The organism is Natronorubrum thiooxidans (assembly GCF_900156475.1).
Classification (GTDB): domain Archaea; phylum Halobacteriota; class Halobacteria; order Halobacteriales; family Natrialbaceae; genus Natronorubrum; species Natronorubrum thiooxidans.
This window is the reverse complement of the sequence record NZ_FTNR01000001.1, coordinates 202334-229127: the sequence shown is the minus strand read 5'-3', so window position 1 is coordinate 229127 and position 26794 is coordinate 202334. Positions and strand designations below refer to the sequence as shown.

26 protein-coding genes and 1 tRNA gene are annotated in these 26794 nt (G+C 61.4%); 17 read left to right on the top strand and 10 right to left on the bottom strand.

From position 1 onward, the window contains the following. Positions 1-29 precede the first annotated feature (29 nt). The 3 genes from BW940_RS01180 to cdd all read left to right on the top strand — a co-directional run bounded on the left by BW940_RS01180 (position 30) and on the right by cdd (position 2723). Positions 30-665 (top strand): MaoC family dehydratase, encoded by a 636-nt coding sequence (locus BW940_RS01180; RefSeq protein WP_076607347.1) that lies wholly within the window; start codon positions 30-32, stop codon positions 663-665. Positions 666-836: 171 nt separating this feature from the next. Next, positions 837-2285, top strand: a complete 1449-nt coding sequence (locus tag BW940_RS01175) for a phosphohexomutase domain-containing protein (protein WP_076607346.1) — start codon at positions 837-839, stop codon at positions 2283-2285. A 45-nt stretch (positions 2286-2330) separates the two neighbouring features. After that, positions 2331-2723 (top strand): cytidine deaminase, encoded by a 393-nt coding sequence (cdd, locus tag BW940_RS01170; RefSeq protein ID WP_076607345.1) that lies wholly within the window; start codon positions 2331-2333, stop codon positions 2721-2723. 51 nt (positions 2724-2774) lie between these two features. Here cdd and BW940_RS01165 read toward each other — a convergent pair whose 3' ends face one another. Together BW940_RS01165 and BW940_RS01160 are read right to left on the bottom strand one after the other, a co-directional pair. Then, on the bottom strand, positions 2775-5234 hold the full coding sequence (locus tag BW940_RS01165) for a heavy metal translocating P-type ATPase (protein WP_076607344.1): 2460 nt from the start codon (positions 5232-5234) through the stop codon (positions 2775-2777). Between the two features lie 184 nt (positions 5235-5418). After that, a complete protein-coding gene (locus BW940_RS01160) occupies positions 5419-5622 on the bottom strand; it encodes a cytochrome-ba3 oxidase subunit (RefSeq protein WP_076607343.1) in 204 nt (67 codons plus the stop codon). 99 nt (positions 5623-5721) lie between these two features. Here BW940_RS01160 and BW940_RS01155 point away from each other — a divergent pair, with 99 nt between their 5' ends. From BW940_RS01155 to BW940_RS01140, 4 genes are read left to right on the top strand one after another with little or no spacing between them, the layout of a single operon-like run. After that, the gene (locus tag BW940_RS01155; RefSeq protein WP_076607342.1) at positions 5722-5919 is read left to right on the top strand and encodes a hypothetical protein; all 198 of its coding nucleotides are present in this window, start codon (positions 5722-5724) and stop codon (positions 5917-5919) included. After that, positions 5916-6716, top strand: coding sequence for a cytochrome c oxidase subunit II (locus BW940_RS01150; protein ID WP_076607341.1), 801 nt, complete (start codon positions 5916-5918; stop codon positions 6714-6716). The genes BW940_RS01155 and BW940_RS01150 overlap by 4 nt, the downstream gene beginning before the upstream one ends. Then, positions 6709-8496 carry a b(o/a)3-type cytochrome-c oxidase subunit 1 gene (locus tag BW940_RS01145; RefSeq protein WP_076607340.1) on the top strand — a complete coding sequence of 596 codons (1788 nt, stop codon included), beginning with the start codon at positions 6709-6711 and terminating at the stop codon, positions 8494-8496. The genes BW940_RS01150 and BW940_RS01145 overlap by 8 nt, the downstream gene beginning before the upstream one ends. Next, positions 8496-8717: a CbaC protein gene (locus tag BW940_RS01140; protein ID WP_076607339.1), complete on the top strand. Its 222-nt coding sequence runs from the start codon at positions 8496-8498 to the stop codon at positions 8715-8717. Before BW940_RS01145 ends, BW940_RS01140 begins: the two co-directional genes overlap by 1 nt. Before the next feature lie 105 nt (positions 8718-8822). Here BW940_RS01140 and BW940_RS01135 read toward each other — a convergent pair whose 3' ends face one another. Then, positions 8823-9269, bottom strand: a complete 447-nt coding sequence (locus tag BW940_RS01135; RefSeq protein WP_235847758.1) for a DUF488 family protein, N3 subclade — start codon at positions 9267-9269, stop codon at positions 8823-8825. Between the two features lie 59 nt (positions 9270-9328). On the opposite strand from BW940_RS01135, the gene BW940_RS01130 reads away from it, so the two are divergent. After that, entirely contained in the window at positions 9329-10153 is an 825-nt protein-coding gene (locus tag BW940_RS01130; RefSeq protein WP_076607337.1) for a nucleoside phosphorylase, read from the top strand. Between the two features lie 50 nt (positions 10154-10203). On the opposite strand, the gene BW940_RS01125 is transcribed toward BW940_RS01130, so the two are convergent. From BW940_RS01125 to BW940_RS01115, 3 genes are all read right to left on the bottom strand, one after another. Beyond that, the gene (locus BW940_RS01125) at positions 10204-10968 is read right to left on the bottom strand and encodes a mechanosensitive ion channel domain-containing protein (protein ID WP_076607336.1); all 765 of its coding nucleotides are present in this window, start codon (positions 10966-10968) and stop codon (positions 10204-10206) included. Position 10969: 1 nt separating this feature from the next. Further along, positions 10970-11782: a diadenylate cyclase DacZ gene (dacZ, locus tag BW940_RS01120; protein ID WP_076607335.1), complete on the bottom strand. Its 813-nt coding sequence runs from the start codon at positions 11780-11782 to the stop codon at positions 10970-10972. A gap of 318 nt (positions 11783-12100) precedes the next feature. Then, positions 12101-12185: transfer RNA gene (locus tag BW940_RS01115), tRNA-Leu, on the bottom strand. A 478-nt stretch (positions 12186-12663) separates the two neighbouring features. On the opposite strand from BW940_RS01115, the gene BW940_RS01110 reads away from it, so the two are divergent. Then, the gene (locus BW940_RS01110) at positions 12664-12972 is read left to right on the top strand and encodes a transcription initiation factor IIB family protein (protein WP_076607334.1); all 309 of its coding nucleotides are present in this window, start codon (positions 12664-12666) and stop codon (positions 12970-12972) included. Positions 12973-13083: 111 nt separating this feature from the next. On the opposite strand, the gene BW940_RS01105 is transcribed toward BW940_RS01110, so the two are convergent. Further along, entirely contained in the window at positions 13084-13569 is a 486-nt protein-coding gene (locus BW940_RS01105; protein ID WP_076607333.1) for a phosphopantetheine adenylyltransferase, read from the bottom strand. Positions 13570-13719: 150 nt separating this feature from the next. Between BW940_RS01105 and BW940_RS01100 the strand changes: the two genes are divergently transcribed. Beyond that, positions 13720-15975, top strand: coding sequence for an NADP-dependent malic enzyme (locus BW940_RS01100; RefSeq protein WP_076607332.1), 2256 nt, complete (start codon positions 13720-13722; stop codon positions 15973-15975). 5 nt (positions 15976-15980) lie between these two features. On the opposite strand, the gene BW940_RS01095 is transcribed toward BW940_RS01100, so the two are convergent. Together BW940_RS01095 and BW940_RS21420 are read right to left on the bottom strand one after the other, a co-directional pair. Continuing rightward, positions 15981-17480: a glycosyl hydrolase family 28-related protein gene (locus BW940_RS01095; protein WP_076607331.1), complete on the bottom strand. Its 1500-nt coding sequence runs from the start codon at positions 17478-17480 to the stop codon at positions 15981-15983. A 2-nt stretch (positions 17481-17482) separates the two neighbouring features. After that, entirely contained in the window at positions 17483-17629 is a 147-nt protein-coding gene (locus tag BW940_RS21420) for a hypothetical protein (RefSeq protein ID WP_159440148.1), read from the bottom strand. A 132-nt stretch (positions 17630-17761) separates the two neighbouring features. Here BW940_RS21420 and BW940_RS01090 point away from each other — a divergent pair, with 132 nt between their 5' ends. Both BW940_RS01090 and BW940_RS01085 read left to right on the top strand, forming a co-directional pair. Further along, the gene (locus BW940_RS01090; protein WP_076607330.1) at positions 17762-19183 is read left to right on the top strand and encodes an outer membrane protein assembly factor BamB family protein; all 1422 of its coding nucleotides are present in this window, start codon (positions 17762-17764) and stop codon (positions 19181-19183) included. A gap of 86 nt (positions 19184-19269) precedes the next feature. Beyond that, complete coding sequence (locus BW940_RS01085) at positions 19270-19641, top strand: 30S ribosomal protein S8e (protein WP_076607329.1); 372 nt, start codon at positions 19270-19272, stop codon at positions 19639-19641. A 108-nt stretch (positions 19642-19749) separates the two neighbouring features. On the opposite strand, the gene BW940_RS01080 is transcribed toward BW940_RS01085, so the two are convergent. Further along, positions 19750-20745: a phosphate signaling complex PhoU family protein gene (locus tag BW940_RS01080; protein WP_076607328.1), complete on the bottom strand. Its 996-nt coding sequence runs from the start codon at positions 20743-20745 to the stop codon at positions 19750-19752. A 330-nt stretch (positions 20746-21075) separates the two neighbouring features. Between BW940_RS01080 and BW940_RS01075 the strand changes: the two genes are divergently transcribed. The 5 genes from BW940_RS01075 (at position 21076) to pstA (ending at position 26794) form a co-directional block, all read left to right on the top strand. Further along, positions 21076-22803, top strand: a complete 1728-nt coding sequence (locus tag BW940_RS01075) for a sensor histidine kinase (protein ID WP_076607327.1) — start codon at positions 21076-21078, stop codon at positions 22801-22803. A gap of 109 nt (positions 22804-22912) precedes the next feature. Next, positions 22913-23776 (top strand): phosphate ABC transporter ATP-binding protein PstB, encoded by an 864-nt coding sequence (pstB, locus tag BW940_RS01070; RefSeq protein WP_076607326.1) that lies wholly within the window; start codon positions 22913-22915, stop codon positions 23774-23776. A 242-nt stretch (positions 23777-24018) separates the two neighbouring features. Continuing rightward, positions 24019-24993 carry a PstS family phosphate ABC transporter substrate-binding protein gene (locus BW940_RS01065; RefSeq protein ID WP_076607325.1) on the top strand — a complete coding sequence of 325 codons (975 nt, stop codon included), beginning with the start codon at positions 24019-24021 and terminating at the stop codon, positions 24991-24993. Further along, positions 24990-25913, top strand: coding sequence for a phosphate ABC transporter permease subunit PstC (gene pstC, locus BW940_RS01060; protein ID WP_076607324.1), 924 nt, complete (start codon positions 24990-24992; stop codon positions 25911-25913). The genes BW940_RS01065 and pstC overlap by 4 nt, the downstream gene beginning before the upstream one ends. Continuing rightward, the gene (pstA, locus tag BW940_RS01055) at positions 25913-26794 is read left to right on the top strand and encodes a phosphate ABC transporter permease PstA (protein ID WP_076607323.1); all 882 of its coding nucleotides are present in this window, start codon (positions 25913-25915) and stop codon (positions 26792-26794) included. Before pstC ends, pstA begins: the two co-directional genes overlap by 1 nt.

Sequence of the window (26794 nt, the reverse complement as noted above, 5' to 3'; positions counted from 1 at the left end):
TAACCGTCACACACCTACAGACAGACTAGATGTCCCACCAGAACACTGCGAAAAACAATTTCGCTGCAATGACTGACGCGTGGGCGACGATGACACAGACCGTCCTCCAGAGTGCAACCGCTGCAAACCGTGCGGCAATGTCCGCAATGTTGGCTCCGAACCTCTCGAACGGGTCGGAAAGCGAGACCGTCGCGGCATCGATTCCCTCGATCGATCACTCGCATCTCGACTGGCAGTTCGACCGAACCGTCGACGATACCGAGAATATCAGCGTTGGCGACACCGTCACGTTCGAGAAAGTCCTCAGCGAGGACGATGTGCGTGCGTTTGCACACGTAAGCGGTGACACAAACCGGCTTCACCTCGACGAAGCGTTCGCAAGCGACACCCGATTTGGCGAACGGATCGTTCACGGGACGCTTGTCTCCGGACTTATCAGTGCCGCGCTGGCTCGACTCCCCGGACTGACGATCTATCTCTCTCAAGATCTCGAGTTCAGTGGCCCCGTTGGCATCGGCGACCGCGTCTCCGCCCGCGTCGAAGTCGTCGAGGACCTCGGGAACAGACAGTACCGACTCGAGACGGTTATTCGAAACGAAGACGACGACGCGACCGTCATCAACGGCGAGGCGGTCGTCCTGATCGACAACCTGCCCGAAGAATAACTCCGTCGCATACTCGTCCCCGAAGCCGTGGGCTCGCTCGAGGTCACGCAGTTGCTGGTTCGGCGGCCCCGCTTTTCGTGCCGTCTGAGCGGATATCCTCGGTGGACGAGTAATCGAGGCGATCTCGTGAATGTCCGTCAGTATAAGTATTTCCTCGGAAAAACGCACCCTATGACCGTATTCGGGACTGCAGGGATCCGTGGTCCAGTCGAAGAGGTGACGCCGTCGCTGGCACTCTCAGTCGGCCAAGCCGTCGGAGAACCTGGTGAGACAGTCGTTGTTGGCCGCGATGGACGAGAAACCGGACCCGCACTCGCCGCAGCCGTCGAAGCCGGCCTCGAGGGCGCCGGCGCTGACGTCCAGCGGCTCGGCGAAGTACCCACCCCAACGCTCGCGTTTGCCTCGCGTGGGCAAACGGGCGTGATGCTCACTGCGAGCCACAACCCGCCCGAAGACAACGGGATCAAACTCTTCGCGGACGGCGTCGAGTACGACCAAACCGCCGAGCGAGCGATCGAAGACCGACTCGAGGGTGACGAACACGCGACCGGACTCGCTTCGTGGGACGAGTGGGGCCAGTCGTCGACTCTCGAGATCCTCGATCAGTACCGCGACAGCGTCGTCTCCTACGTTCGCGAGCGCTTTGGCGACACGGACTCCTCACAGCCAGCGCCTGCCACCCCGCTTGCCGGGCTCTCGATCGCCGTCGACTGTGGTAACGGGATGGGATCGGTCGCGACACCACAGGTCCTCGACCGACTCGGTGCCGACGTCGTCGCGGTCAACGCAAACGTCGACGGCCACTTCGTCGCCCGCGAGAGCAAACCGACACCCGAGACGCTGTCGGCGTTTAGCGACTTCCTCGAGGAGGGAAACGAGGCGCGAGACGCTTTGGAACGTGCGAGCGAAGACACTGCAAGCGACGGGTTCGACCTGGGACTGGCCCACGATGGGGACGCCGACCGACTCGTCGTGCTCGATTCGGATGGAGAGGTGATTCACGAAGACACGATCCTCGCCGTCGTCGCAGCCCACTACACCGACGCGGCCGACGTCGACGATCCCGTCGTCGTCACGACACCCAACGCCTCGGCTCGTATCGACGAACGGGTCCGCGACGCCGGCGGCCGCGTCGAACGCGTCCGGCTCGGTGCGCTTCACGAGGGAATCGCTCGAGAACGGAGCCACGGCGACAACGACACTGAAATCATCTTCGCCGCCGAGCCGTGGAAACACATCCACACTGCCTTCGGTGGCTGGATCGACGCCATCGTCAGCGCGGCCGTCGTCGCCGCGCTCGTCGCCGACGCCGGCGGAACGGCTGCCCTTCGTGCTCCTGTCACCGAACGGCCCTACCGGAAAGTGAGCGTCGACTGTCCCGACGATGCCAAGGCCGAGACGATGGCCACCCTCGAGACCGCCCTCCCCGAAGCGTTCCCCGACGCCACGGTCGACACCGACTACGGCGTTCGCCTCGAGTTCGACGACGCCTCGTGGGTACTCGTCCGCCCAAGCGGCACCGAGCCGTACGTTCGGATCTACGCCGAGAGCGACACCGTCGACGAACTCGTCGATGCGACATGCAGCGTCGTCGAGTCAGCAATCACCGAGTCGACGTAGCACACAGTAGGCAGTTTCTTGGTTCGCCCTGAGTCAGTAGCGACCATGCACGAGCTGATCGACGCCGCCCGCGATGTCCAGACAACTGCCCACGTTCCCTACTCGGAGTATGCCGTCGGTGCCGCCCTCGAGACCGAAGCCGGTGAGGTGTTCGTCGGCTGTAACATCGAGAACGCAAACTACAGCAACAGCCTCCACGCCGAAGAAGTCGCGATCGCCGAGGCGGTTAAAAACGGCCACCGCGAGTTCGCCCGCATCGCCGTCAGCTCCGGCCGCCGCGATGGTGTCACTCCCTGTGGGATGTGTCGCCAGACGCTCACTGAGTTCTGTGACGACGACCTCCTCGTCATCTGTGACGAAGGCGAGGGAGAACCGCCGACCGAGTACACCCTCGGCGAACTGTTACCGAATACGATCTCCGAGGAAACACTCGAGTAGCATCGCTCGGAGTTGACCAGACGACCGCCAGCCGCGCCGACCCGCAGCCGATCATAGCGACCGCGAGGAGTTAAGAACGACGAGTAGGCTACTCGCCGCCATCGCAACCGCCGCAAGCAGCGGGTTCAGGAGGCCGAGGATTGCGAGCGGAATCGCGATTGTGTTGTACAGGAACGCCCAGCCGAGGTTCTGACGGATTCGCCAGTAGGTCCCCGAGGCGATATCGAAGATTTCGACGACCGATTCCAGGTCGTCGCCGACGATGACGGCGTCAGCGGCATCGGTCGCGAGCTGTGTCCCACTCCCCATCGCGATACCGACATCTGCGGCGGCCAGCGCCGGCGCGTCGTTGCTCCCGTCGCCGACCATCGCCACCGTCCCGCGACCGCGAAGTCGCCGAACAGTCTCGGCTTTTGCTTCGGGCGGGACCCCAGCGAAAACCTCGTCGACGCCGTCGACGGCCCGGAACCGGTCTGCCGACGCGCCCTCGTCGCCGGTGAGAACGACGACCTCCCGGCCGTCGGCGAGCGTCTCGACGGCCGCTTCCCAGTCCTCGCGTGGCGAGTCACCCACGACGACGACGCCGCGGGCACGACCGTCCCAGCCGACGACGACCGGAACGTCGCCCGCTGCTCGCACGCGGTCGATCCGATCCTCGAGTGCTGCGGGAATCGCGAGGTCGTGCTCTCGAAGCAGGTCCGGATGGCCGACGAACACCCGGTTTCCGTCGATGGTCCCGCTGACGCCGCGGGAGTATCGTTCGAACCCGTCTGCGTCAGCAGTCGCCTCGAGATCGCGATCTTCGGACGCTGCTTCGGCGATTGCCTGTCCGATCGGGTGTTCTGAAAGCGCCTCAACGGCTCCAGCACGCCGCAAGATCGTGTCGGGGCTGGCATCTGTGGCCGTCGAGTCCGATTCCGTGGCGACGTGAACGTCCTCGACGGACATTCGCCCTTCGGTGAGTGTTCCGGTCTTGTCGAGGACGACGATGTCGATATCCGGCGCATCTTCGAAAATCGTCTCCGCGGCGACGACGATGCCCCGTTTCGCGGCCGTCTGGACACCCGAGGCGATCGCAAGCGGCGTCGCGAGCCCGAGGGCACAGGGACAGGAGACGATGACGACCGTCAGGCCGACGAGAAATGCCGTTGCGGGCGTCGAGCCAGTCGCAAGCAGGAAACCCGTGACGACGACTGCGAGGGTGACGACTAGCGGGACAAAAATCGTCGCAAGCTTGTCCGCGAGCCGCTGGACACCGGGTCGGGCGCTCTGGATCGACCACAGTAGGGAGACGAGTCGATCGTGGGTGCTCTCGGCGTCATCGCCGACTTCGACGACCAGCGGCGCATCGGTGACGACCGTGCCGCCCCGAACCGGATCGCCCGGCCGTTTTTCGACGGGGAGTGATTCACCAGTGACGAGTGATTCGTCGACGGCAGCCTGTCCGTCGACGACGTCGCCATCGAGTGGCACACGCTCGCCGGGCCGGACGAGCAGGTGCTCGCCGGGGTTGACAGCCGAAAGCGGGACCATCTCACCGTCGTCCGCACGACGAGCCTCGTCGACCTGTGATTCGGTAAGATCCGAGAGGAGGCCAGCTGCACGACGTTTGATTACGCCCTCGTAGTAGGTCCCGGCCGTCACGACGAGGATGATCGCGACCGTGACGTCGAAGTAGAGATCCGTCCGGCCGAGGACCATCGCAAGCGTGCTGTAGGCATACGAGCCGGTTGCCGCGAGCGAGACAAGCAGGTCCATGTTCGGCATGCCTGCCCGGAGACTCACGTACGCGCCACGCAGGATCGGATAGCCGGTGTAAAACAGCACGAACGACGTCATGAGCCAGATGTTCGCGACGACGTAGTAGCCGTCGTAGCTGCCGAACTCGGCCAGCGGCTCGTAGCCGAAGTACGTCGGGTACAGAAACAGCGCATACCAGATCATCACCATCATCCCGAACATCCCCCCGCCGATCAGGAACTTCACCAGCGCCGCATCCCGCGGCTCGTCGCTTCGATCCTCGCCCCGGTCACGAGCGTCGTAGCCGTAGCCCGAGACGAGTTCCGGAAGCGACTCCACCTCGAGCGAGTCGGGATCGTACACCAGCCGGAGCGTATCCGTGGCGTAACTGGCTTCCGCCCCCTCGATACCGTCGGTGGCAGTCGCCCGCGTCTCGAGAAACGCCTCACAGGTCGAACAATGCATCCCGTCGACGGCAAGGAACGCGTCCTCGCCGTCGCACTCGTCAAGGTCGGGGCCGTCGTCGTCGAGTCGGTCGCGGACAGTATCGGCATCAGTGTCGTCGACCGTCTCGAGCGTTCGATGAACCTCGAGACAGCCCTGACAACAGAACGTCCCGTCGACGTCACCCGCGGTGATCGGGTCAGCGGGTGTGGGGAACGAGCAAAGCGTACACTCGCCGTCTTGAGAGAGGTCGCTCCCCGCGGTAGGGTCGCTAGTGCTCGGTTCGGTGTCTGTTTCGGCGTCGGAGCGTAACGGAAGTCGACTCATAACGGGAATTTGAGATTACTGGCTCGTGGTAGGTGGTAACAGGGGATGGCAGACGGAAGCGGATACCGTCTCCGATTGAAACGGATCGCAAGCGCACAGTTTGGATCATCGACTGTCCCGTCACGTGGTGCGTCGAACAGGTGCGAAAGATCCACGCGAGCTCGACGCGACTCGAGTTCGGGTGTTACGACGCCTTGTTCGACCCGTGGGCGTGCGGTTCCGAGACGGGGCCAAACGCGATGTAGAGGCTCGTAATGATGATCAAGACGTTGAGTCCGGAAATCGCACCAGCCGGCAGTGAACTCCCGAACGCGTACCAAGAGACCGGCAAGAGCGCCAGCAATCCGACCACGAGCGGGACTCGTGGGGAAAGGTCTTCAGCTACCATGCTGAGACGTTGTACCCAGAGTCTCATAATAGCACATCTTGTTCTTACACGCTGGGAATGAGTCGAGAGGTTAAGGAATGACTATTCATAGACGGGCGTATGAGTCAGGCGACAGAAGAGCCAGAGCAACTACAGGAGATCGGACACGATGAATACAATCCGATCGGGACGCTCGCGCTAATCGGGTTGTACTTCGTTATCCTGGTGTTGCTGTGGTTGTTCGTGTACTTCGTCGAGTTCCTTGGAAATGATCCGACTGTGATCGGGGCTGTGTTAACGATGGTGGGGCTCCAATGAATATCCACACTTACGAGAAAGTGTGGCTGATCGCTGCATTACTGCTGATCGTTGGGTTCATCGCGACGATCACGTACGGGTCGGTCGGGCTTGGCATCGCAATGATCGACGACAGCGAAGAGACCGTCGAACCAAGCGAACTCGACGAAGACTTCGGTGAGCCACGCGTCGAGCACGTGGGTGAAAACGAGTACGAGGCGTACGTTATCGCCCAGACGTTTATTTTCCAGCCGGATCCAATCGAGGTGCCGGCAAACAGTAAAGTCACGTTTTACGTGACGAGTCGAGACGTCATCCACAGCTTCAGCGTCGTCGGGACCAACATCAATACGATGGTAATCCCCGGCGAGGTGTCGACGATGACCGCCGAATTCGACGAGTCTGGGGAGTACGGGATCATCTGTAACGAGTACTGTGGCTCGTTCCATCACACGATGGAGGGACAGCTACACGTCGTCCCCGAGGACGAGTTCGATATGACCGAACTGTCCGTCGAGAGCGACGACGAGGTCGAACTCGGCAACGAGACGACGTTCAACGTCGCAGTCGAAAACGGCATGCTCGACGACCTCGAGACGACAGTCACGTTCGAGATCGGCAACGAGACAACCGAAGAGGAGATCACCGTCTCCGGTGAGAGCACCGAAGAGACGACGTTTACTGTCGACTCGACGGAGCTTGGGGAGGGAGACCACGACTGGACAGTCACGGTCGACGACTACGAGGAAAGCGGGACGCTGACCGTGGTCGAAGACCTCGAAGAAGAAGAAGAAAACGGAGGCAACAACGATGAGTAACGCGTATATCGACAAGTTCCCTGCGGAAGCGAAAGTAGTCAAAGCGGCGTTCTATAGTTCCTTCCTCGCGCTCGCGCTCGGGGGCGTGTTTGGGGTTATCCAGACACTTCATCGAACGGATATTTATCGGTTTATTGACTCGGCGGATTACTACACCGTCCTCACGGCCCACGGTGTGTTCATGGTGATTACGTTCACGATTTTCTTCCTCGTGGGCGTGTTCACTTGGGCAGTAACGACCAGTCTCGACAGGGGTGTCGAGGATATCCGGTTCACCTGGAGCTGGGTTGGACTAATGACGATCGGGACGGTGATGGCGGGTGTGGCTATTCTCGCCGGTTTCGTCGATTCGATCGATATCAGTGCCTCGGTGCTGTTTACGTTCTACGCACCGCTGCAGGCCCATCCGCTGTTCTATCTGGGTCTGGTCCTGTTCGTCGTCGGCACCTGGGTCGCCGGCGCCGACTGGTTCCGGTCGTGGTGGGCGTGGAAGAAAGAAAATCCTGACGCGCGGATTCCGCTCCCGACGTTTATGGTGTTGACGACGATGATCATGTGGTATATCGCCACGATGGGCGTCGCCACGTCGATCCTCGTCTTCTTGCTGCCGTGGTCGCTTGGCTGGATCGAGACCGTCAACCCGCTGCTCACCAGAACGCTGTTCTGGTTCTTCGGTCACCCAGTCGTCTACTTCTGGCTGATGCCAGCGTACCTGCTGTGGTACACGATGCTCCCGAAATTCGCCGGCGGCAAACTGTTCAGTGACCCGCTGGCCCGCGTCGGGTTCGTCCTGTTCCTGTTGCTGTCGACGCCAGTCGGGATCCACCACCAGTATCTCGACCCCGGCATCGCAGAAGGGTTCAAGTTTATTGCGATGACGAACACGATGTTCCTGTTGTTACCGAGCTTTTTGACGGCGTTTACCGTCGTCGCCAGCATAGAACACGGTGCCCGCCAGCGCGGCGGCACGGGCTACTTCAGCTGGCTTAAATCCCTTCCGTGGCGTGACCCCGTCTTCGCCGGCATGGCACTTGCAGGCCTGCTGTTTGCGGCTGCCGGCTTCTCAGGGATGGTCAACGCCGGGATGAACATCAACTACCTCGTCCACAACTCCCTGTGGGTCGTCGGTCACTTCCACCTCACCGTCGGCACTGCCGTCGCGCTGACGTTTATGGCCGTCTCCTACTGGTTCATCCCACAGGTGACGGGCAAGGAACTCTGGAACCGCTCCGTTGCGCTGATCCAGGTCGTTCTCTGGTTCATCGGGATGACGTTCATGACGAACTCGATGCACCGCGCCGGACTGATCGGCATGCCACGCCGGACGGCCGAACCACAGTACACCGGCTTCGAGTTCGAAACTGCTGTCGGCTCTGTCGGTGAACTCAACGCCCAGATCGCGCTGGGTGGGGTGTTGCTCACCCTCTCGCTGGTGTTGTTCTTCGCCAACATCATCGGCACGGCATTCGGCAGTCGCAGCGACAACCTGCCAGACAATGGGTACGCCGAGGCGCTGTCCGGCTCCGACGATGCCCCGCGCGTGCTCGACAACCTCAAACTCTGGACCGCGATCGCAGTCGTGCTCGTGATCATCGCGTACTCGCTCCCACTGATGAGCATCGTCGACCGTGGCGGACTCTTTGGCCCCGATATCACCGCGTTCCCGGCTAACCTCGAGTCGGTTCGGTTCCTTGCGTTTGCCGTCGAACACCTCGGAACTGCCGCACTCGAGTCGGCTGGAACGCTTGCATGGAACACGCTGCCGGAGGTGATCAGATAATGCGAATCTCGAAAGCGGGGCTACTGGTTGTACTGGCGTTTCTCGCCCCGGTTCTCGTCGAGTTACGGACGGTACTCGCCTGGGTAAACATCGAGTTGAGCGTCCTCGAAACAGCTATTATCGGCGGGATCATCATCGCCGTCATCCTCGTCTGGGCGTTCCTGCCCGAAAACGGCGACGAGGAGGGAGCCGAACGGGACGTCTCGAACTCGGAACTGTAGCCCACTCGAAACCACAGAACCCGTCGTCTCCGGGAGTTCTCGAGTGAATCTCCGGGTGCCGAATATGGGTTCGAACGCGCTGATAACGAGACGCCCGCTCGTTCGTTATACCGACATCGCTCGTTCGAGTCGCGCTCGCAGAATCGTTCGATGACACCGCTTTTTCTCGGTGTTTTCATCGCAGACGAGCGCGAGTGATTCGCCGCTCTCGAGGCGCTCGCGCAGGTTTGCGATTGCAGCCTGTGTGTCAGCCGAGTGCTCGAGGCACTCACGATATCGCTGTTCGAACTCGACCTGATCCCACGCGGCGTTGTGTGCGCCTTCCGCACAGAGGCCACGCATCTTCAGGTCGGCTTCGGCTGCATGCATCGCCTCGAGTAGGTCTGCAGGTGGCCCCAGTTCGGGGACGTTCTCGTCGACGGCTGCGTGAAACCACGGATCCGGGTTTCGGACGACACCGATGAGCGTCGCATCGTCGAGACCGGGAGCGAGGTCGTGTTGAATCGCCGTGACGGAGGCGTCCGTAAGCGCCCCGTCGATATCGCAATCCATACCGAGGGTACGATTGTCCCACATTTATATACGGTGCCGGCTCGAATCGCCGCTACTCGATGACGGGCGACAGCGAAAACCCGAACGCCGACGTACAGTACCACCTCGAGGTCGGCCCCGATGACGTCGCAGAGACAGTCCTCCTCCCGGGCAACCCCGACCGGCTCGAGAAGATCGTAGCACACTGGGACGACCACGAGATCGAAGCCCACCACCGCGAGTATCGCACGGCGACGGGAACGTACGAGGGAACGCCGATCTCCGTGACGTCGACCGGTATCGGCAGTCCGTCGGCGGCGATCGCTGTCGAGGAACTCGCCCGTGTGGGCTGTGAGACGTTTATCCGCGTTGGCTCCTGTGGAGCGATCCAGCCAGAGATGGCCGTCGGCGATCTAGTTATTACGACCGGGGCGGTTCGACAGGAGGGGACCAGTAAGGAGTACGTCAGAGAAGACTACCCCGCCACAGCCGATCACGAGGTCGTCAGCGCGCTCATCGCCGCGGCCGAACGACTCGGCTACGACTACCACACCGGGATCACGATGAGCGCCGATTCGTTCTACGCCGGCCAGGGCCGACCCGGCTTTGCGGGCTTCGAAGCCGCCGGCTCGGAAGACCTTATCGACCAACTCAAAGCCGCAAACGTCACAAACATCGAAATGGAGGCGAGTTCGATTTTGACGCTTGCAACCGTCTACGGGCTCCGTGCGGGTGCCGTCTGCACCGTGTATGCCAACCGGGAAACCGGTGAGTTCCGCACTGAAGGGGAGTCACACGCCGCCGAAACTGCAACGCTTGCGACACACCTCCTCGCGAAAATGGACGCCGTCAAGCGCGACGCCGGCGCGGATCGCTGGCACGCCGGCCTCTCGCTCGAGGACTAACGCTTCTTCCGAGTCCAACGGACTCGCTTGCTCGAGGCATTGATCCCTGGTTAGTCTCGAATTCGGACGATTCCGTTCTCGAACACTTTCCGGTTCGGCACAATATACTCCTCGGAGTCGTCCTCGATTTTCGTGACGAACAGATCGACCTCCTGGACGATTCCCGTCTGGTCGTCGATCCGAATCCGGTCACCGATCCCGTAGGGCTGGTTGAGCAACAGGTAGACTCCGGCCGCACTCGAGACGAGGAACTCCTTGAACGCAACAGTACCGACGACGATGATACCGAGGGCGTACACCGCCAGCAAGATCAACAGCGCCAGAACGTGAACACCGATCTGGCCCAGCGCAATAATAAATGCCACGTACAGCACGGAGTATTTGACCAGTTTCGGGAGGATCGAGACTTCGGGCAGTTTGACGCCACGGAGATACTCGCCGACGACCAGTTCCGACTTATCGGCGATAATAAAGCCGAGAATCAACACGAGGACGGCAATAAACACCTGCGGAACGAACTCCGTCACCCGCAGCCAGAACGCGTCGGTATCCAACAACTGTGCGATATGAATCGCCGTCAGGACGGCGATCCCATAAATGAACCACGAACTCAGGCGTGCGACGATTTTGACCGTGGAGGTGCCGATCGACTGGGCGGTCCGTTCGAACGGCGTTCCCTCGACGGCCTCGGGCACCCCGGACGCGGACAAGAGCTCTTCGTTGAGCCGTCCGACCAGATAGCCGACGACGAGTCCGAGTGCCAACACCGCGGCAGCGATGACGGCCGGCTCGTCGATGAGGGTCTGCCAGTCCATCTCAGTACGCCTCCGGATCGACCTCCAGGATGAGCTCGCCGGCCTTGAACGCACGGACGAGCCCATCGCTTTCGGACAACACGATCGTAATCGCGTTCGTATCCCGCGTGATCGCACCGCCGGCCATATGTCGTGCCCCCAATCCTTTCGGGATGTCGACCCCCTCCGCGGACGGCTCGAGGTAGCGATACGCCGAGACGATCTTCCCCGCATCGGAGATGATAAAGGCCCCGTCGAGTCGCGAGAACTCCTTGAGCATGACGTTCACGATCGGATCGCCGACGTGAACGTGGGACTTCTCGAAGGGGTTGTACGACAGCGGTCGGGACTTGTTCATCACCTTGCCCGCGTCACCGACAACGAACAGCGCACCGACCGGCTTCCCCTTCTGGCCTTTCTTCCCGAGTTCGACCGCCAGCTCGAGGACGGCTTTGATGACTTCCGGCTCCGCGCGGGATTTGACGAAGAGGTCGTAGATGCCCGTCCGGGTTTCGACATCTGCACGGACACGCGAAACGGTATCGATTCCGTCACTGAACACGCTCGTCGCACAGGCCAGTTCGTCGCCGTCCTCGATCAGATCCTGCTCTAAAGCCCCCTCGAGTCCGAATCGGATGCGTTCTCTAATATCGTCGAACGCAAGGGGGAGCTCGACGAACGTTTCCGCACCCACGGCGTTTTCCGTCCCGATGACAATCAGGTCGAGATCCTCGAGATCCGCACAGCGCTCGTAGTACGAGCCACTTGGGGAAAAGAGGACGACTGCATCGACACTCCGAACGAGATCCCCGAACACGTCGTCTAGCCCAGCCATTAATCATACAAGCTGTGCCCGCGCGAATAAGCGTTGTGGAGCGTCTGACACGCGTCTGCTATCCGTTGGCCGGCTGAGGACAGTGTGTCGTCAGGATCGGATTCGAACCGACCAAGACGATCACTCTCGCTTTGCTCGAGTGCTGTGACGTGCATGGTCCGACTCCTCATCGCGATGCTTCTCCTCGCGTAATTGCTTGGAGAAGCATGCGCGGGACCGGATTTGAACCGCGAGGACTTCGCTTCGCTCGTCCTCTGGGCCGCGAATCCGCTCCTGCTCCTTTACTCGTTTTCTCGCCCCGCTCAAAAACTCGTTCAGTGCGCGGGACCGGATTCGAACCGGCGGACCCCTACGGGACAGCGTCCTAAGCGCTGCGCCGTTGGCCTGGCTTGGCTACCCGCGCTCGTATCCTGATTTTCACGAACCGAGTAAGTACCTGTCGGTCCGCGTCAGCATTGTTTCACTGGCTCCTCGGGAGACCAATCCGGCGGCACAATAAACGTGACGTGCTCCGAATCGCGAAGCTGATGTAACTCCGCTGCTTGTTCAGCCAGCGACCGATCTCGATACGGCATCTCGAGGCCGCAGCCGGTACAGACGAGTTTGCAGGTGGGTTCTTTCATGGACGGACAACCGTACACCGAAACGGATGACGGGCGTCGCTTCTACCGTTGGATGGAGACTGCTTTAGTAGTCGTATCCTAGTGAAGCTGACAGTGAACAGCTGATTTGGCTAGTCGTTTGTATCGAAACGTTGCCCTGCCGTAGTACCGTGTTGGACAGTACGGTCTTCGCTATCACCACCGTCGTATATTCAAACTGATACACTTATGAGACAGTCAACCCGTGGCTTTATTCGCGCCGCGAGGATATCCTTGTGTATGCACAGCGCACGGGATCGTATCGAGTACGAACAGTGGCTCGAGGAACTCGAGGCCGTCGCCGATCGCCTCGAGTTATCGACCGACGCGCGGTCGTGTGCGATGGATCTCTTTCTCGCGGACGTGCCCGAGGACGACCGCTCGAAACGGGCCGTTCTCGCGGCGAGTATCTACGCCGGGTCGCTCGTCGCCGGCGACGGCCGAACCCAGGGGACAGTCGCCGATGCGGCCGACGTCTCGCGGCTCTCGATTCAGTCGCGCTGGAAGGACCTACTCGAGCAAGCCGGTCTCGAGCCACCACGGTGGTAGGACTGACTGTTTTAGTCGGTTTCTCAGTGAAGTGGTAACTTATCCCATAGTAATCGTATGATACGGGGCCGAAATCGAGTGTAACAGTCCGTCGCCTGTCGTCTTCGTCCGTTACGGCGCGTTGTCCGTCTCGTCGCCCTCGAGAACAGTTCCGTGTTCGTCGATCTTGCCGCGAACGATCCGCGTACTCGAGATGATATCGCCGTCCTCGGCGAGTTTGTGGGGAACGACGACGACATCGAGTGGGTCGTATCCCCGTTCGCGCCTGATCTCGTTGATCCGTTTGCCACCGTCTCGAGTCTCCGGAGAGACGACCAGATAGTCGAACTGTGGCTCGGTCGCGATTCCTGTCGGCTCCTCGAGTCGACGAATCTCGAACTCGCGGTCCTGTGCAGCGGCGAGTGGCTCGAGTTCGGTCTCGAGCCGTTGCGTTCGTTCGTCGAACGATCGAACACGTCGTTCGACGTGTCGTGTCTTCGGTGCGAGGTCGTCACTTGTCAATCCTACAGTCACGTCCCCGAGTTCGAACGCCCGTTCGAACAGCCGGCGATGGCCATCGTGGACGGGGTCGAACGTCCCACCAAGCGCGACGTCCATACCCCACCACACTGTCGCGGTGCGTATAAAACGGTCGCATTTGAGGACTCTCTCATCATCGCGATTGCACCCTCACACCATCTGGACATTCGACAATTGACGAAACTCACCTTCGCATTGTTTTTAGTAGTTCCCCGCAGTGTCCCCGGTATGGGATTAGACGAGGATTCATTGGAGTACCACCGAACCGATCCACCTGGAAAGATCGAGATTTCGACCACGAAACCGACGAATACGCAGCGCGATCTCTCGCTTGCGTACTCGCCGGGCGTCGCCGCGCCGTGTCTAGAAATAGACGAGGACGAGGCCGATGCCTACACCTACACAGCCAAGGGCAATCTCGTCGGTGTCGTCTCGAACGGTTCTGCCGTGCTCGGTCTTGGTGACATCGGTGCACAGGCGTCGAAACCCGTCATGGAAGGCAAAGGCGTCCTCTTCAAACGCTTTGCCGATATCGACGTCTTCGATATCGAACTCGACGAGGCAGACCCCGAGAAGATTGTCGAAGCCGTCACGATGATGGAGCCGACCTTCGGCGGCGTCAATCTCGAGGACATCAAAGCCCCCGAGTGTTTCACCGTCGAGGAACGCCTGCGCGAGGAACTCGACATCCCGGTGTTCCACGACGACCAACACGGCACCGCGATCATCTCCGGGGCTGCACTGCTCAACGCCGCTGACGTCGCCGGCAAAGACCTCGGGGACCTCGAGGTTACGTTCTCGGGTGCAGGGGCGAGTGCCATCGCGACGGCGCGGTTTTATGTCTCGCTTGGCATCCAGAAAGAGAATATCACGATGTGTGACTCCTCGGGGATCATCACCGAAAAGCGCGCAAACGCGGGCGACATCAACGAGTACAAACAGCAGTTCGCCCGTGATATCCCCGGAGGCAGCCTCGCGGACGCGATGGCGGGTGCAGACGTTTTCGTCGGCCTCTCGGCTGGCGGCATCGTCTCCCAGGAGATGGTCGCGTCGATGGCGGATAACCCGATCATCTTCGCGATGGCCAACCCCGATCCCGAAATCGGCTACAAGGAGGCCAAAGCGGCCCGCGATGACGACGTCATCATGGCGACCGGCCGCTCGGACTACCCGAACCAGGTCAACAACGTCCTCGGCTTCCCCTTCATCTTCCGTGGCGCACTCGACGTGCGTGCCACCGAAATCAACGAGGAGATGAAAGTCGCCTGTGCCGAGGCGCTCGCCGACCTCGCGCGCCAGGACGTCCCCGACGCCGTTGTCAAGGCCTACGGCGACGAGCCGCTGCAGTACGGTCCCAACTACATCATCCCGAAACCGGTCGACCCCCGCGTGCTCTTCCGCGTCGCCCCATCGATCGCCGAAGCCGCGATGGAGTCCGGCGCTGCACGAACGGAGATCGACCTCGAGGCCTACGAAGAGGAACTCGAGGCTCGCCTCGGGAAATCCCGCGAGATGATGCGCGTGGTGTTGAACAAGGCAAAGAGCGACCCCAAGACGGTCGCGCTCGCGGAGGGTGAAAACGAGAAGATGATCCGGGCGGCCTACCAGATCCAGGAGCAGGGAGTTGCCCTGCCGATCCTCATCGGCGACGAGAGCGAGATTCGACAGACGTCGGCGAATCTCGGCCTCGATTTCGATCCACAGGTCGCGGATCCATCCGTCGGCGACTACGAGAGCTACGCCGACCGCCTGCACGAACTGCGCGCGCGAAAGGGTGTCACGCGGACCGAAGCGGGTGAACTCATCGAACGCGATTCGAACTACTTCGGCAGCGTGATGGTCGAACAGGGCGACGCCGACGCGCTCCTGACCGGCCTTTCCCATCACTACCCCTCGGCACTGCGCCCGCCGCTGCAGGTGATTGGGACCGCCGAAGACGTCGATTACGCCGCCGGCGTCTACATGCTCACGTTCAAAAACCGTGTGTTCTTCGTGGCCGACGCGACGGTCAACCAGGACCCCGACGAGGAGGTGCTGGCGGAAGTTACCAGACAGACGGGCAAGCTCGCTCGACGGTTCAACGTCGAACCACGCGCCGCCTTGCTGTCGTACTCGAACTTCGGCAGCGTCGACAACGAGGGCACTCGCAAGCCCCGAAAAGCTGCGACCATGCTGCAAGACGACCCCGAGATCGACTTCCCCGTCGACGGCGAGATGCAAGCCGACACCGCCGTCGTCGAGGACATCCTCGAGGGTACCTACGGCTTCTCCGAACTCGAGGAGCCCGCGAACGTGCTCGTCTTCCCGAACCTCGAGTCGGGCAACATCGGCTACAAGCTGCTCCAGCGCCTCGGCGGCGCGGACGCCATCGGCCCGATGCTCGTCGGAATGGACGAGCCAGTCCACGTCCTCCAGCGGGGCGACGAAGTCAAAGATATCGTCAACCTGGCTGGTGTGGCCGTCGTCGACGCCCAAAAAGAGTAACCTGATTACGAAGACGTCCACTCCCGCAGCGCCCCGTCGACGACGACTTCGCGTCCCACGTTCGTGAACGAGACGCCGCCGTAGGCGACGCTGCAGCCGGGTCCCGAGTAGATGCCGGCATCGCCACAGTCCGCTGCGCGGGCGGTCGTCAGCGTCGCGTCGACGTTCTCCCGGAACCGGAACGCCTGACTGTCAGCGCCCGTAGCGGTGACGGTACTCAGCTTCAGGTCATCCATATCGTCGAAGAGGATCGAGTTCGTGAACTCGCCGTCGACGATGGTGTTTGCGATCTCGGTGCCGTCGAATCCGCCCACGTAGATTCCCGATCCAGCGGCCAGCCCTCTGTTGTCGGTTCTGATGGTGACGTTGTTGATCGTCAGCTCTCGCCGGCCGCCTTTGATCTGGCCGAGCGAGATACCTCTCGCGTTCTCGATACACGAAACGGAGTCGATCGTCAGATCGGCGATCTCGTCGCCGGTATCGCCCCTGATCGCCGCGGACAGGCAGCCGGTGATGTAGCCGTCGCTGATCGTGATCGACTCGTTTCCGTTCCGGTGTATGTGGACGCCGTAGTCGGGGCCGTTCCCCGGATCGATCTCGAAGTTCTCGAGGGTACAGTTTCGCGTCGGGGCCCCGTCGCTCCCGGCCAGCAGCTCGTCGGTTCCGTTCCAGACGCTGTTCGACACGATCTCCGACGTCTGGTTATCGAACTGGATCGGTGCGTCCGACCCGGCTTCGCCGCCTCGAGTCGCCCAGTAGCCGTCGATGACGACGTTTTTGGACGACACGACGTCGATGTGATGATAGTAGATCTGGTCGCCGTAGATGTTTTCGAGCCGGACGTTCTCGGCGTGGGCGGGCATGATCCCGTTCGACGCCGGCGAATCGATGCGGACGTTGCAGACTCCCCAGTTCGATGCGCCACCGTATCCGACCGTGTCGTAGCCCCTGTTGGACAGGAGTGCTCGCCCTTCCCCGCCGTCAGGGCGCGTTCCTTCGAAGACCGTCGCGCGACCCGCACCACGCACGATCGTATCGTCGCCGATCAGCGGTGTCCGCTCGAGGAGATACCGGCCGGGCGGAAAGTAGACGATCCCACCGCCGGCCGACTCGACTTTTGCGAGGAGTTCGTGGACGTCTTGGCCGACCTCGGTCTCGCCGTCGCCCTCGATCCCGTGGGCCTCGACGTTCCAGACCGGGGTCTCCGCGGTACGTGCGTGGACGAGTTGTGCCGCGTCGAAGTGACTCGTCCCCGGCACCGGCTGGTCCGAACACCCTTGCCCGCCGAAATAGACCCAGTCCTCGGTCGAGACGTCCCAGCGCCAGGTAATCCCCTGATCGGTCGCGTGGTACAGTTCGTCGTCGTACTCGCCCGACGCCGGCCGGTCGGCGATCGGTCCCCGAACGATCGCGTGCTCGTCGACGGCTTCGACCGTGTCGGTGTGGTCCCACGCTTCGCCGTCCTCGAACGTGCCCAGTCCGAGTCGCGGTGTTCGGTCGCCCACGATTACTCGCCTCCGGATCCGTATTCGCGCCCGTAGGCGGTTCCGTAGCCCGACGTCGAGGCATCGCTTTCTGTACAGCCTGCCAGCAGGAGGGAGGTGCCCGAGACCGCGACGAGAACGTCCCGTCGGCGGAGGTCTGAATCTGTCATATTATCGGACTGTCGTACCGTCGTATAAGCGTGTTGCCTCGAACGCGATAGCGGGCCTCACCGTCGTTGCATTCGTGACGACTGCGAAAACATTGGGTTTTTGCGAGTCTCACTCGAGACGTCTAGAAACCAATGCGATTTCCGAACCGAGACGCGGTATCCGAGCGCGGGTCCGACCGGTCCGCTGGCCTCTCGCGTCGCCGATTGCTCGGTGCGAGCGCCGCGGCCACGACGGCGGGACTCGGCGGCTGTGTCGAATTGCCGAGAGCGGACGTCGACAGTGTTGCCCCGGTCACCACGACCTGCACCGATGTGGACCCGGCCGACTCCGTCTCCGAGTACGCAACCCATCCCGACGACGACGTGTCGCTGTTCCGGCGTGGGCTGCGTCGGCTCGGCTACTACCCCGACGAAGTCGTCCCGGCGTCGGTGCGCGTCGACTGGTCGTTCCCGATCAACCGTGTCGGCCATACCGCGGCCAAAGCCAGTCCCGTGCCGACGCCCGATGGGGAGACGATCGTTTTCGCGGGCGACGATGGCCGAGTCTACGCGCGTGCGCCAACGGGCGAGCAACGCTGGTCGGTCCAGACCGACGCGACGGGCCTTGGATTTCACGGCTCGGCAGCGATCGTCGACGGCACCGCCTACATCGGCGGCTACGACGGCGACCTCTACGCACTCGATATCGAGACCGGCAACATGGTCTGGCGGACCCGCTCGGCCGATCTCGAGGGAACACTCGCGATCGGCTCGAGTCCAGCCTACTACGACGAGACGCTGTACGTCATCGCCGAGTACGGCTCGCCATCCTCCGGGGCGCTGTGGGCGATCGATCCCGAGACCGGCGAGCCGATCTGGAGCGACGACCGCGTGTGGGGCCAGGCCCATCCGTCGCCGACGATCGACCTCGAGGCGGGCCGAATCCTCGCCGGCTCGAACGACGGCGTTGTCTACTGCTGGACGTTTCCCTCCCTCGAGTTCGCGTGGTCGTTTCAGGCCGACGCGGACGGCGAGGAGCAAGAGGGCGGCCAGTTCCGCGCCGGTGCCGAAATCAAGGGCACTGTCGCCGCCCACGACGGCTACGGCTACGTCGGCAGCTGGGACGACAATTTCTACTGTCTCGATCTCGAGGACGGGTCGCTCGAGTGGGCGTTCGAGACCGACGGCTCGATCATGTCGAACCCGGCAGTCGACGTCGACGCGGACGTCGTCTACATGGGCAGCGACGATGGATACGTCTATGCGATCGACGCCAAACCCGGCGAGAAGCGGTGGTCGGCGGACGTCAACGGTCGGGTCATCGGTGCATTGACCGTCACCGCGGGCACGGTACTCGTCGGCTCGTACGATTCATATCTCTACGCGCTCGACAAGGAGACGGGAGACCGGTGCTGGCGAGTCGAGAATCGAGGTCGTGTCACCAGCGCGCCGGTGCCGATCGACGGCCGGATCTACTACGCGGAACGCGGCGTGTTTTCGAACTACTACGACGACGACCGGGAGACGAGACTCGAAGAACCGGGTCACGCGTACTGTCTGGTCGAACGCGAGTAGTTCGCGCCGAGAGCAGACCAACGCGCCTGCTCGTCGGAAAACCGCATAGCAGTGCATTCAAGTATACCCCAGCAATTTAGTCGAGTATGCAAAACCAGGGACGCTCTACGCGAAAGCGAACCGGTGGCCGACTGAAGAACGTACGCAAACGCCGTAAAAACGAACTCGGTCGCCTGCCGACGGAGACACAGGTCGGCGAGCCACGATTCCGTACCATCGACGTCCGCGGCAACGAAACGAAGACGCGCGCACTCGCGACGAACGTCGTCAGCGTCAACAAAGGCGACGAGACGGTCTCCGCCGATATCGAGGACGTCGTCGAAAACGACGCCAACCCGAACTACGTCCGCCGAAACATCATCACGAAAGGTGCCGTCATCGAGACCTCCGAAGGACAGGCACGCGTCACGTCCCGCCCCGGCCAGACCGGACAGGTCAACGCCGTTCTCCTCGAGTAGAACTGTCGTTCTTACCTGACCACTCCTACCGTTTTCAGTTCCGTAAGCGGACGCTGTCGTTCATTTCCGCGTTCAAGCGGGTTTCGATGACGACGGTACTCCCACAACTCACGGCCGTGGGGCGGCCTTTTGGAGCGCCGTCTCGGCGATGTTGCCACCGTAGTCAGCACTGCGAGAGAGCGAGTCGACGATCAACCCAAGCGACTGCGCCTGGACGGAGTCGAGCCCCCGGAGCATGTCGTCGATCGTCCGCGTGTGGTCGTCGATTTCGAGGACGGCCTCGCGGGCGGCATGTCCCAATCGGTTCGCCTCCTCGGTGTCGTCGGCGACCAGCGCGTCCATCGACTTCTCGAGGACGTCCGAGGCGTCCGCGTGGAGGCCGACGAGCGCATCAGCGACGTCTTCGGGGATCTCGTCGAGTTTGCGCGCGAGCTTGCTGATCTTGGCGGCGTGATCAGCGACGCGTTCGAGTTGGCGCGCACTCGAGTGATAGTCGAAACAGTCCTCTCTGGGAACGCCGAGCTCCTCGGCAGCCCGCGGCGAGCGCAGCGTCGCCCGGAAAATCCGCGAGACGACCAGCCAGAGCCGGTCGACGTCGTCGTCGCGTTCGATGACGTCCTCAGCAATGTCCTCGTCGTTCTCGATAAGCGCGGTGACGGCGTCCTCGAGCATCGACCGCGCGATCAGGCGCATCCGCGAGACGGCGTTGACGATCGAGAGTTCGGAGGAGTCGAGCAGATCCTGAATAACGACGCTGTCGGTCGTCTCCGAGAGCACTTCGACGCCGACGAGGCTCTGTGTGGCGTTTCGGATCGCGCTGCGCTGGTCAGTCGTGATACGGCTCGCCTCGAGGCGGATGATATCGAAGCCGCTGACGTACATCGTCATCACGGCTCGAGTGAGTTGTTCGCCTTTGAGATCGGTAATCTCGAGTGTCCCCTCCTGTCGGTCGGACTCCCGTTGTGGTGTCAGTAGCAGGGAGTCTTGTTCCGGATAGAATTCGACGACCGTTCCGGCGCTGACGTCGTTGTCGGTCGCCCAGGGTTTCGGGAGCGATACGGTATACGTTGAGCCACCCGTTACCTGAACCTTACGCGTCTCCATATCGCTTGGTTTTCGAGTGGACGTTTATAAAACTACCACACACTATAGAGACGAGTATAAACAGAGAGTAGTCACTATTCGAACGCCTGAGTAAGTTTTGTTGCCGTTTGTCTATCAGTTTTGTATCGATGGTATCCACAGGAAGATAGGATATGTATATTAACTCCTATATATGTAGGCCGACCCTTGACAGGGTACACGACGGCGGTCGAATCGCCGAACACGACTCTCGGTCGAATCTCTCGGCACTGCGTGTTCGTTCGATTTACTTGTCACGTGCCGTAAGAATAATACAGGCATTATTTGTACCGCCTACCAGGGCACGTTCAAATGAGGCTCGCATACCGGTTCGGGATCGTGTTTCTCGTCGTCGTTCTCGTAGCCGGTAGCGTGCTCGTCGTCACGTTCGATGCACACCGAACCGAGGTCGACGAGAGTACGGAAACGTCGGTCGCTGACCGGACAAACCTGTCGGCGTCGGTCCTCGATGAACGACTCAGAGAACAACGCCGAACCGTCGCCGTCGCGGCGATCAACCCTGATCTCGCGGAACACGAGACGGGTCGTCAGGACCGAGAACTCGAGGAGTTCGTTTCGGCGTCAGTGTTCGATGGCGCGACGGTGGTCGACGAAACGGGAACAGTGCAGTCGTTTACGACGACGAGGCCGGTACGCGAGACCGATCCCATCGTCGGCACGGACCTCAGCGAGCAGGCGTACGTCGAGGCGGCACTGGACGGTGAGCAGTACATCACCGATCCGTTCCGCGCGCAGACGGGAAACACGATTGTCGTCATCAGTGCGCCGCTCGTCGACGACGGCGAGGTAGTCGGCTCGGTCAACGGTGCGTACTATCTCGATGAAACGAGCTTGTTCAACTCGTTGGCCGGCAACGACGACCGAGACGCAATCACCGTCGAGGCCGGTAATCGGACGCTGTATACGACGGCCGATCGGTTCGACGAGACCGTCTCCCATAGCGAGACACTCGAGGTCGTCGACTGGACGGTAACGGCCCACCGTGATCAGGACGCCGTCGACGCACGGATCAACCGACTCGTACTCTTTCAGGCCGTCTCTGCGGTCGCATTGCTCGGCTCGATCGTGGTCTTCGGCGCGTGGGTGTATACGTCGGAACTGCGCCACATCGGTCGTCTCGTCGATCGTGTCCGGGCGCTTGAGCGACGCGAATACGACGACGGCCCGTCGCTCGCTGGCGCGCCGGAGTGGCAACGTATCGACGACGCCCTCGAACGTCTGTCGATCGCACTGGCACGGCGCGAACAGATGCTGCTCGTGTTGAATCGGATCCTGCGACACAACCTTCGGAACACGCTCAACGTCGTCTCCGGGCATGCCGCAGATCTCGAAGCGGCCCTCGAGGCCGACGAGCAAGCGTCGGCCCGAGAGATCCGGCTGGCGACGGCGGAGTTGCTCGAGTTGGCCGACAGAGCGCGGATGACCGAGGACCTGCTCGATCCAATGGGCGAACCGGTCCCACGAACAGACCTCGCAGCCGTCGTTCGCGACCGCGTCGCGGAATTTACTGCTACACGAGAGGACGACGCAACGAGTCCGGAAATAACCGTCACGGCCCCAGCACAGGCTGTCGCGGCCTGTGGGTCGGAGATCGAAGCGGCAATCGACGAACTGCTTGCGAACGCCGCCGACCACGCCGGCCCGGAGCCGACCGTCGGCATCACCGTCGAGACGACGGCCGATCGCGTTCGTGTTCGAGTCGAGGACGACGGCCCCGGGATTCCCGCCGACGAAGCCGCCATCGTCACGGGTAACCGAGCGATCTCTCAGGTGACACACACCGGTGGGATTGGGCTGTGGCTGATCGACTGGATCGTGAGCCGATACGATGGCCAACTCTCCATTCCGTCAGTCGGCTCGGGCGACGCCGATACCGTCGAGAAGAACGGTGCCGAGGGCATCGACAGTGACGGCTCCGACCGCACGGGAGCGACCGTTGTCTTCGAGTTGCCACGAGCCGACCCGGCGGCCACTGAGACGGACTCGAGTGGCGATTCCAGTCTCGACACTGACGGCTGATTGCCAACAGTCAAAACCGGACACCGAGCGGCCGTTTTGCAGTCGTGACCCTCTCGAGGCGAATTCCGCAACAGGTAATTGCGTGAGTCCCAAGGCTTAATCAGCACATATGACTGCGAATGGCGGCAGCTCTCGATCCGTATCGGCGTCCGACCCGGGTGGTTCGCGTTCGGACGCGACGATGACCGACAACGCGCCACTGGGCTCGCCACGCGTCGACAATGCCGTCATCAAATCCCGTGATCTCGACGTTTACTACGGTGACGATCAAGCACTTCACGGGGTCAACATGGACATCCCAGAGCGGAAGGTGACGGCACTCATTGGGCCCTCGGGCTGTGGAAAGTCGACGTTCCTGCGGTCGATCAACCGTATGAACGATCTCATCGACATCGCCCGCGTCGATGGCGACCTGTACTTCCACGATAAGAACGTCTACGACGACGACGTCGACCCCGTCGCCTTGCGCCGGAAGATCGGCATGGTATTCCAGAAACCCAACCCGTTCCCGAAATCGATCCGTGATAACGTCGCCTACGGCCTCCGCGTCCAGGGCAAAGACGACGGTGACGTCGACGAAAAAGTTCACACAGCGCTCGAGCGCGCGGCGCTACTCGAGGAAGTCGAAGATCAACTCGACTCGAGCGGGCTGGATCTCTCGGGTGGGCAACAGCAGCGCCTCTGTATTGCCCGCGCGATCGCGCCCGACCCAGAAGTGATCCTGATGGACGAGCCAGCCTCGGCGCTCGACCCGGTCGCAACGTCGAAGATCGAGGACCTAATCGAGGACCTCGCTGAGGAGTACACGGTCGTCATCGTCACTCACAACATGCAACAGGCCGCCCGCATCTCTGACAAGACCGCCGTCTTCCTCACCGGTGGTCACCTCGTCGAGTTCGACGACACGAACAAGATCTTCGAAAACCCCGAAAGCGACCGCGTCGAGGACTACATCACCGGTAAATTCGGGTAAAGCGTCCGAACGATCGATCGGTTTTTTGTCTATATATGCCTGGCTACGTATTGGACACACAACTATCGTAGCGATCGAATTCACTCGAGTGAGATGATCGTAGCGGCAACCATTGTCATACATACGGTTTAGCGGCGTAATTTCGCCGTCGTCTCTCTAGCTGCCGGGCACTCTGTAGAATATATATTGCTATATAGCAATCATAGTAGTCTACTTACCTATAGTGCGGCTTCGATTCGATGATGTCGAGAGATTCCACGGCGTCGCTGCCGACCGCGGTCGGTCGGCGTGATTTTCTCGCCGCGGCGGGCGTTGCCCTCTCCGGCAGCCTCGCTGGTTGTAGCAGCATTCTCGCTACGGAGGGTGACCAAGTAAATATCGCGGGGAGCAGTACGGTGTTTCCCGTGACCGAGGCGATCGGTTCCGCCTTCTCCGAAGAATACCCGACTATCAACGTCTCGATCAGTCAGACTGGGACTGGTGGTGGGTTCGGGAACTTCTTCTGTGCAGGACGAACCGATATTAATAACGCGAGTCGAGAGATTGCCGACGCCGAAATCGAACAGTGTGGGAAAAATAGTATTACACCGATAGAACTCACCGTCGCGACCGACGCACTGACGGTCGTCGTCAATCCGGACGCCGATTGGGTCGACTGTCTCACCGTCGAACAGCTCCGAGAGATCTGGAGCGCTGACGGTGCCGAGCGCTGGAGCGATATTAACGACGACTGGCCCGACGAAGAGTTCGAACTGTACGGCGCTGCCACGACGTCGGGGACGTTCGATTATTTCAACGAGGCGGTCCTCGGCGAGGATGTCAACCACCGAAGCGATTACTACGCGACCGAACGCGACCGAACGATCGTCCAGGGCGTTCGCGGATCGGAGGTCGCGATGGGATACTTCGGCTTTTCGTTCTACAGCGAAAATCCGAACTCGATCAAGGCGGTCTCGATCGACGACGGAAACGGATGCGTCGAGCCGTCGATCGAGACGGCAATGTCCGGCGAGTACACGCCCCTCTCGCGGCCGCTGTTCATCTACGTCGCCAAGGAGTCGCTCGCGGAACCGGCAGTCCGTGACTTTACTCGCTTCTACATAGAACGGGCCGCGACGGACCTCGTTTCCGAGGTCGGCTACGTCCCGATCACCGAAGAGAAACGCGACGAGGACCTCGAGCGACTCGAGGAGGCAATTGAGGAGGTGACAGCATGAGCCAACCGGACTTCTCCCACGACGGAATCCGGACGGCACGCGGGAAGGCGTTTCGCTACCTCTTCATGCTGTGTGCGCTGCTGTCGATCCTGACGACCGTCGCGATCATCCTAACGCTGCTCGTCGACGCGGTCGATTTCTTCGCGGAGATTTCGCTCGTCGAGTTCCTCACCGGCACGCGGTGGAGCCCGACGAACGAACCCGTCGCCTTTGGCGTCTTGCCGTTGATTTCGGGGACGCTGGTCATCACGGTCGGGTCGGCGCTCGTTGCGCTCCCGATCGGCCTGCTGACGGCGATCTACTTGAGCGAGTACGCCTCCGAGCGCCGCCGAGCCTACCTCAAGCCGGCGCTCGAGGTGCTTGCGGGCGTGCCGACGGTCGTCTACGGCTACTTCGCGCTTGTCTACGTCACACCGGCGCTGGATACGTTCCTGCCGTTATCGACGTTCAACGCACTGTCGGCGTCGATCATGGTCGGCATTATGATCATCCCGATGGTCTCGTCGATCAGTGAAGACGCGATGAGCGCCGTTCCGGATTCCCTGCGGCAGGCCAGTTACGGCCTCGGCGCGACGAAGTTTACCGTCTCGACATCCGTCGTCGTTCCGGCGGCGGTGTCGGGCATCTTCTCATCGTTCATCCTCGCACTCTCGCGAGCGATCGGTGAGACGATGATCGTCGCCATCGCAGCGGGACAGACCCCGCGGCTGGTCGACGTGACTGATCCTGCAGGACTGTTCCTGAACTCGATTCAGACGATGACCGCCGCGATGGTCCAGATCGGGACCGGTGACATTGTCGGCCAGGGAGAAGCATACAAGAGTCTCTTCGCGGTCGGACTCACCCTGTTCGTTATCACTTTCGCTATGAACCTCGTCAGTGAACTCGTTGCATCGCGCTACCGGGAGGAGTATCGATAATGGCTACTGACACACCCACTGATACCGACTTCGGACAGGTTAGCCGGACGAAAGACGTCGCCTTCCGCCTGCTGGCGCTTGCGGCGACACTCGTTGGAATCGTCTCGCTTGCAGCCCTGCTGGCCAACGTCGCCGTCGATGCAGTCGGCTGGCTCAACTGGGGATTTATCACGAGTCCGCCGCATCCGGACCCCTACGAAGCGGGGTTCTTGCCGGCACTCGTCGGCTCCATCGCGATCATGCTGTTGATCGCGTTGATCACGTTCCCGGTCGGTGTCGGCGCCGCGGTCTACCTCGAGGAGTACGCCAACGACGGACTCCTGACGCGATTTATCCAGCTCAACATCGCCAACCTCGCGGGCGTCCCCTCGGTCGTCTACGGGTTGTTGGGTCTGGGGCTGTTCGTGGGTCTTCTCGGATTCGGATACGGGACGGTACTCGCCGCGGCATTTACCGTCGCCTTGCTCATCCTGCCGATCGTCATCATCTCCGCCCAGGAGGCGATCCGCGCGGTCCCCGACTCACAACGGCAGGCCTCCTACGGTATGGGTGCGACAAAGTGGCAGACGATCCGGAACGTCGTCCTGCCACGGGCGATGCCCGGTATCATGACCGGAACGATCCTGGCGCTGGGACGGGCGATCGGCGAAACCGCACCGCTGATCATGATCGCCGCGCCGACAACCGTATTCGGCATTCCGAATAGCTTTGAAAGCAAGGTCAGCGCGATGCCCCTACAGATCTACACCTGGGCATCGTACCCTGAAACGGAGTTCCAGTACGGTGTCGTCGCCGCCGGCGTCGTCACGCTGCTGATCGTCTTGCTCACGATCAACTCGATCGCGATCGTCATCCGGAACCGCTATCAACAGCGAACATGA

Bases quoted from the DNA above. Each gene is read 5' to 3' on its own strand.
- BW940_RS01180 (WP_076607347.1), top strand. From the start codon at position 30: ATGTCCCACCAGAACACTGCGAAAAACAATTTCGCTGCAATGACTGAC.
- BW940_RS01175 (WP_076607346.1), top strand. From the start codon at position 837: ATGACCGTATTCGGGACTGCAGGGATCCGTGGTCCAGTCGAAGAGGTG.
- cdd (WP_076607345.1), top strand. From the start codon at position 2,331: ATGCACGAGCTGATCGACGCCGCCCGCGATGTCCAGACAACTGCCCAC.
- BW940_RS01165 (WP_076607344.1), bottom strand. From the start codon at position 5,234: ATGAGTCGACTTCCGTTACGCTCCGACGCCGAAACAGACACCGAACCG.
- BW940_RS01160 (WP_076607343.1), bottom strand. From the start codon at position 5,622: ATGGTAGCTGAAGACCTTTCCCCACGAGTCCCGCTCGTGGTCGGATTG.
- BW940_RS01155 (WP_076607342.1), top strand. From the start codon at position 5,722: ATGAGTCAGGCGACAGAAGAGCCAGAGCAACTACAGGAGATCGGACAC.
- BW940_RS01150 (WP_076607341.1), top strand. From the start codon at position 5,916: ATGAATATCCACACTTACGAGAAAGTGTGGCTGATCGCTGCATTACTG.
- BW940_RS01145 (WP_076607340.1), top strand. From the start codon at position 6,709: ATGAGTAACGCGTATATCGACAAGTTCCCTGCGGAAGCGAAAGTAGTC.
- BW940_RS01140 (WP_076607339.1), top strand. From the start codon at position 8,496: ATGCGAATCTCGAAAGCGGGGCTACTGGTTGTACTGGCGTTTCTCGCC.
- BW940_RS01135 (WP_235847758.1), bottom strand. From the start codon at position 9,269: ATGGATTGCGATATCGACGGGGCGCTTACGGACGCCTCCGTCACGGCG.
- BW940_RS01130 (WP_076607337.1), top strand. From the start codon at position 9,329: ATGACGGGCGACAGCGAAAACCCGAACGCCGACGTACAGTACCACCTC.
- BW940_RS01125 (WP_076607336.1), bottom strand. From the start codon at position 10,968: ATGGACTGGCAGACCCTCATCGACGAGCCGGCCGTCATCGCTGCCGCG.
- dacZ (WP_076607335.1), bottom strand. From the start codon at position 11,782: ATGGCTGGGCTAGACGACGTGTTCGGGGATCTCGTTCGGAGTGTCGAT.
- BW940_RS01110 (WP_076607334.1), top strand. From the start codon at position 12,664: ATGCACAGCGCACGGGATCGTATCGAGTACGAACAGTGGCTCGAGGAA.
- BW940_RS01105 (WP_076607333.1), bottom strand. From the start codon at position 13,569: ATGGACGTCGCGCTTGGTGGGACGTTCGACCCCGTCCACGATGGCCAT.
- BW940_RS01100 (WP_076607332.1), top strand. From the start codon at position 13,720: ATGGGATTAGACGAGGATTCATTGGAGTACCACCGAACCGATCCACCT.
- BW940_RS21420 (WP_159440148.1), bottom strand. From the start codon at position 17,629: ATGACAGATTCAGACCTCCGCCGACGGGACGTTCTCGTCGCGGTCTCG.
- BW940_RS01090 (WP_076607330.1), top strand. From the start codon at position 17,762: ATGCGATTTCCGAACCGAGACGCGGTATCCGAGCGCGGGTCCGACCGG.
- BW940_RS01085 (WP_076607329.1), top strand. From the start codon at position 19,270: ATGCAAAACCAGGGACGCTCTACGCGAAAGCGAACCGGTGGCCGACTG.
- BW940_RS01080 (WP_076607328.1), bottom strand. From the start codon at position 20,745: ATGGAGACGCGTAAGGTTCAGGTAACGGGTGGCTCAACGTATACCGTA.
- BW940_RS01075 (WP_076607327.1), top strand. From the start codon at position 21,076: ATGAGGCTCGCATACCGGTTCGGGATCGTGTTTCTCGTCGTCGTTCTC.
- pstB (WP_076607326.1), top strand. From the start codon at position 22,913: ATGACTGCGAATGGCGGCAGCTCTCGATCCGTATCGGCGTCCGACCCG.
- BW940_RS01065 (WP_076607325.1), top strand. From the start codon at position 24,019: ATGTCGAGAGATTCCACGGCGTCGCTGCCGACCGCGGTCGGTCGGCGT.
- pstC (WP_076607324.1), top strand. From the start codon at position 24,990: ATGAGCCAACCGGACTTCTCCCACGACGGAATCCGGACGGCACGCGGG.
- pstA (WP_076607323.1), top strand. From the start codon at position 25,913: ATGGCTACTGACACACCCACTGATACCGACTTCGGACAGGTTAGCCGG.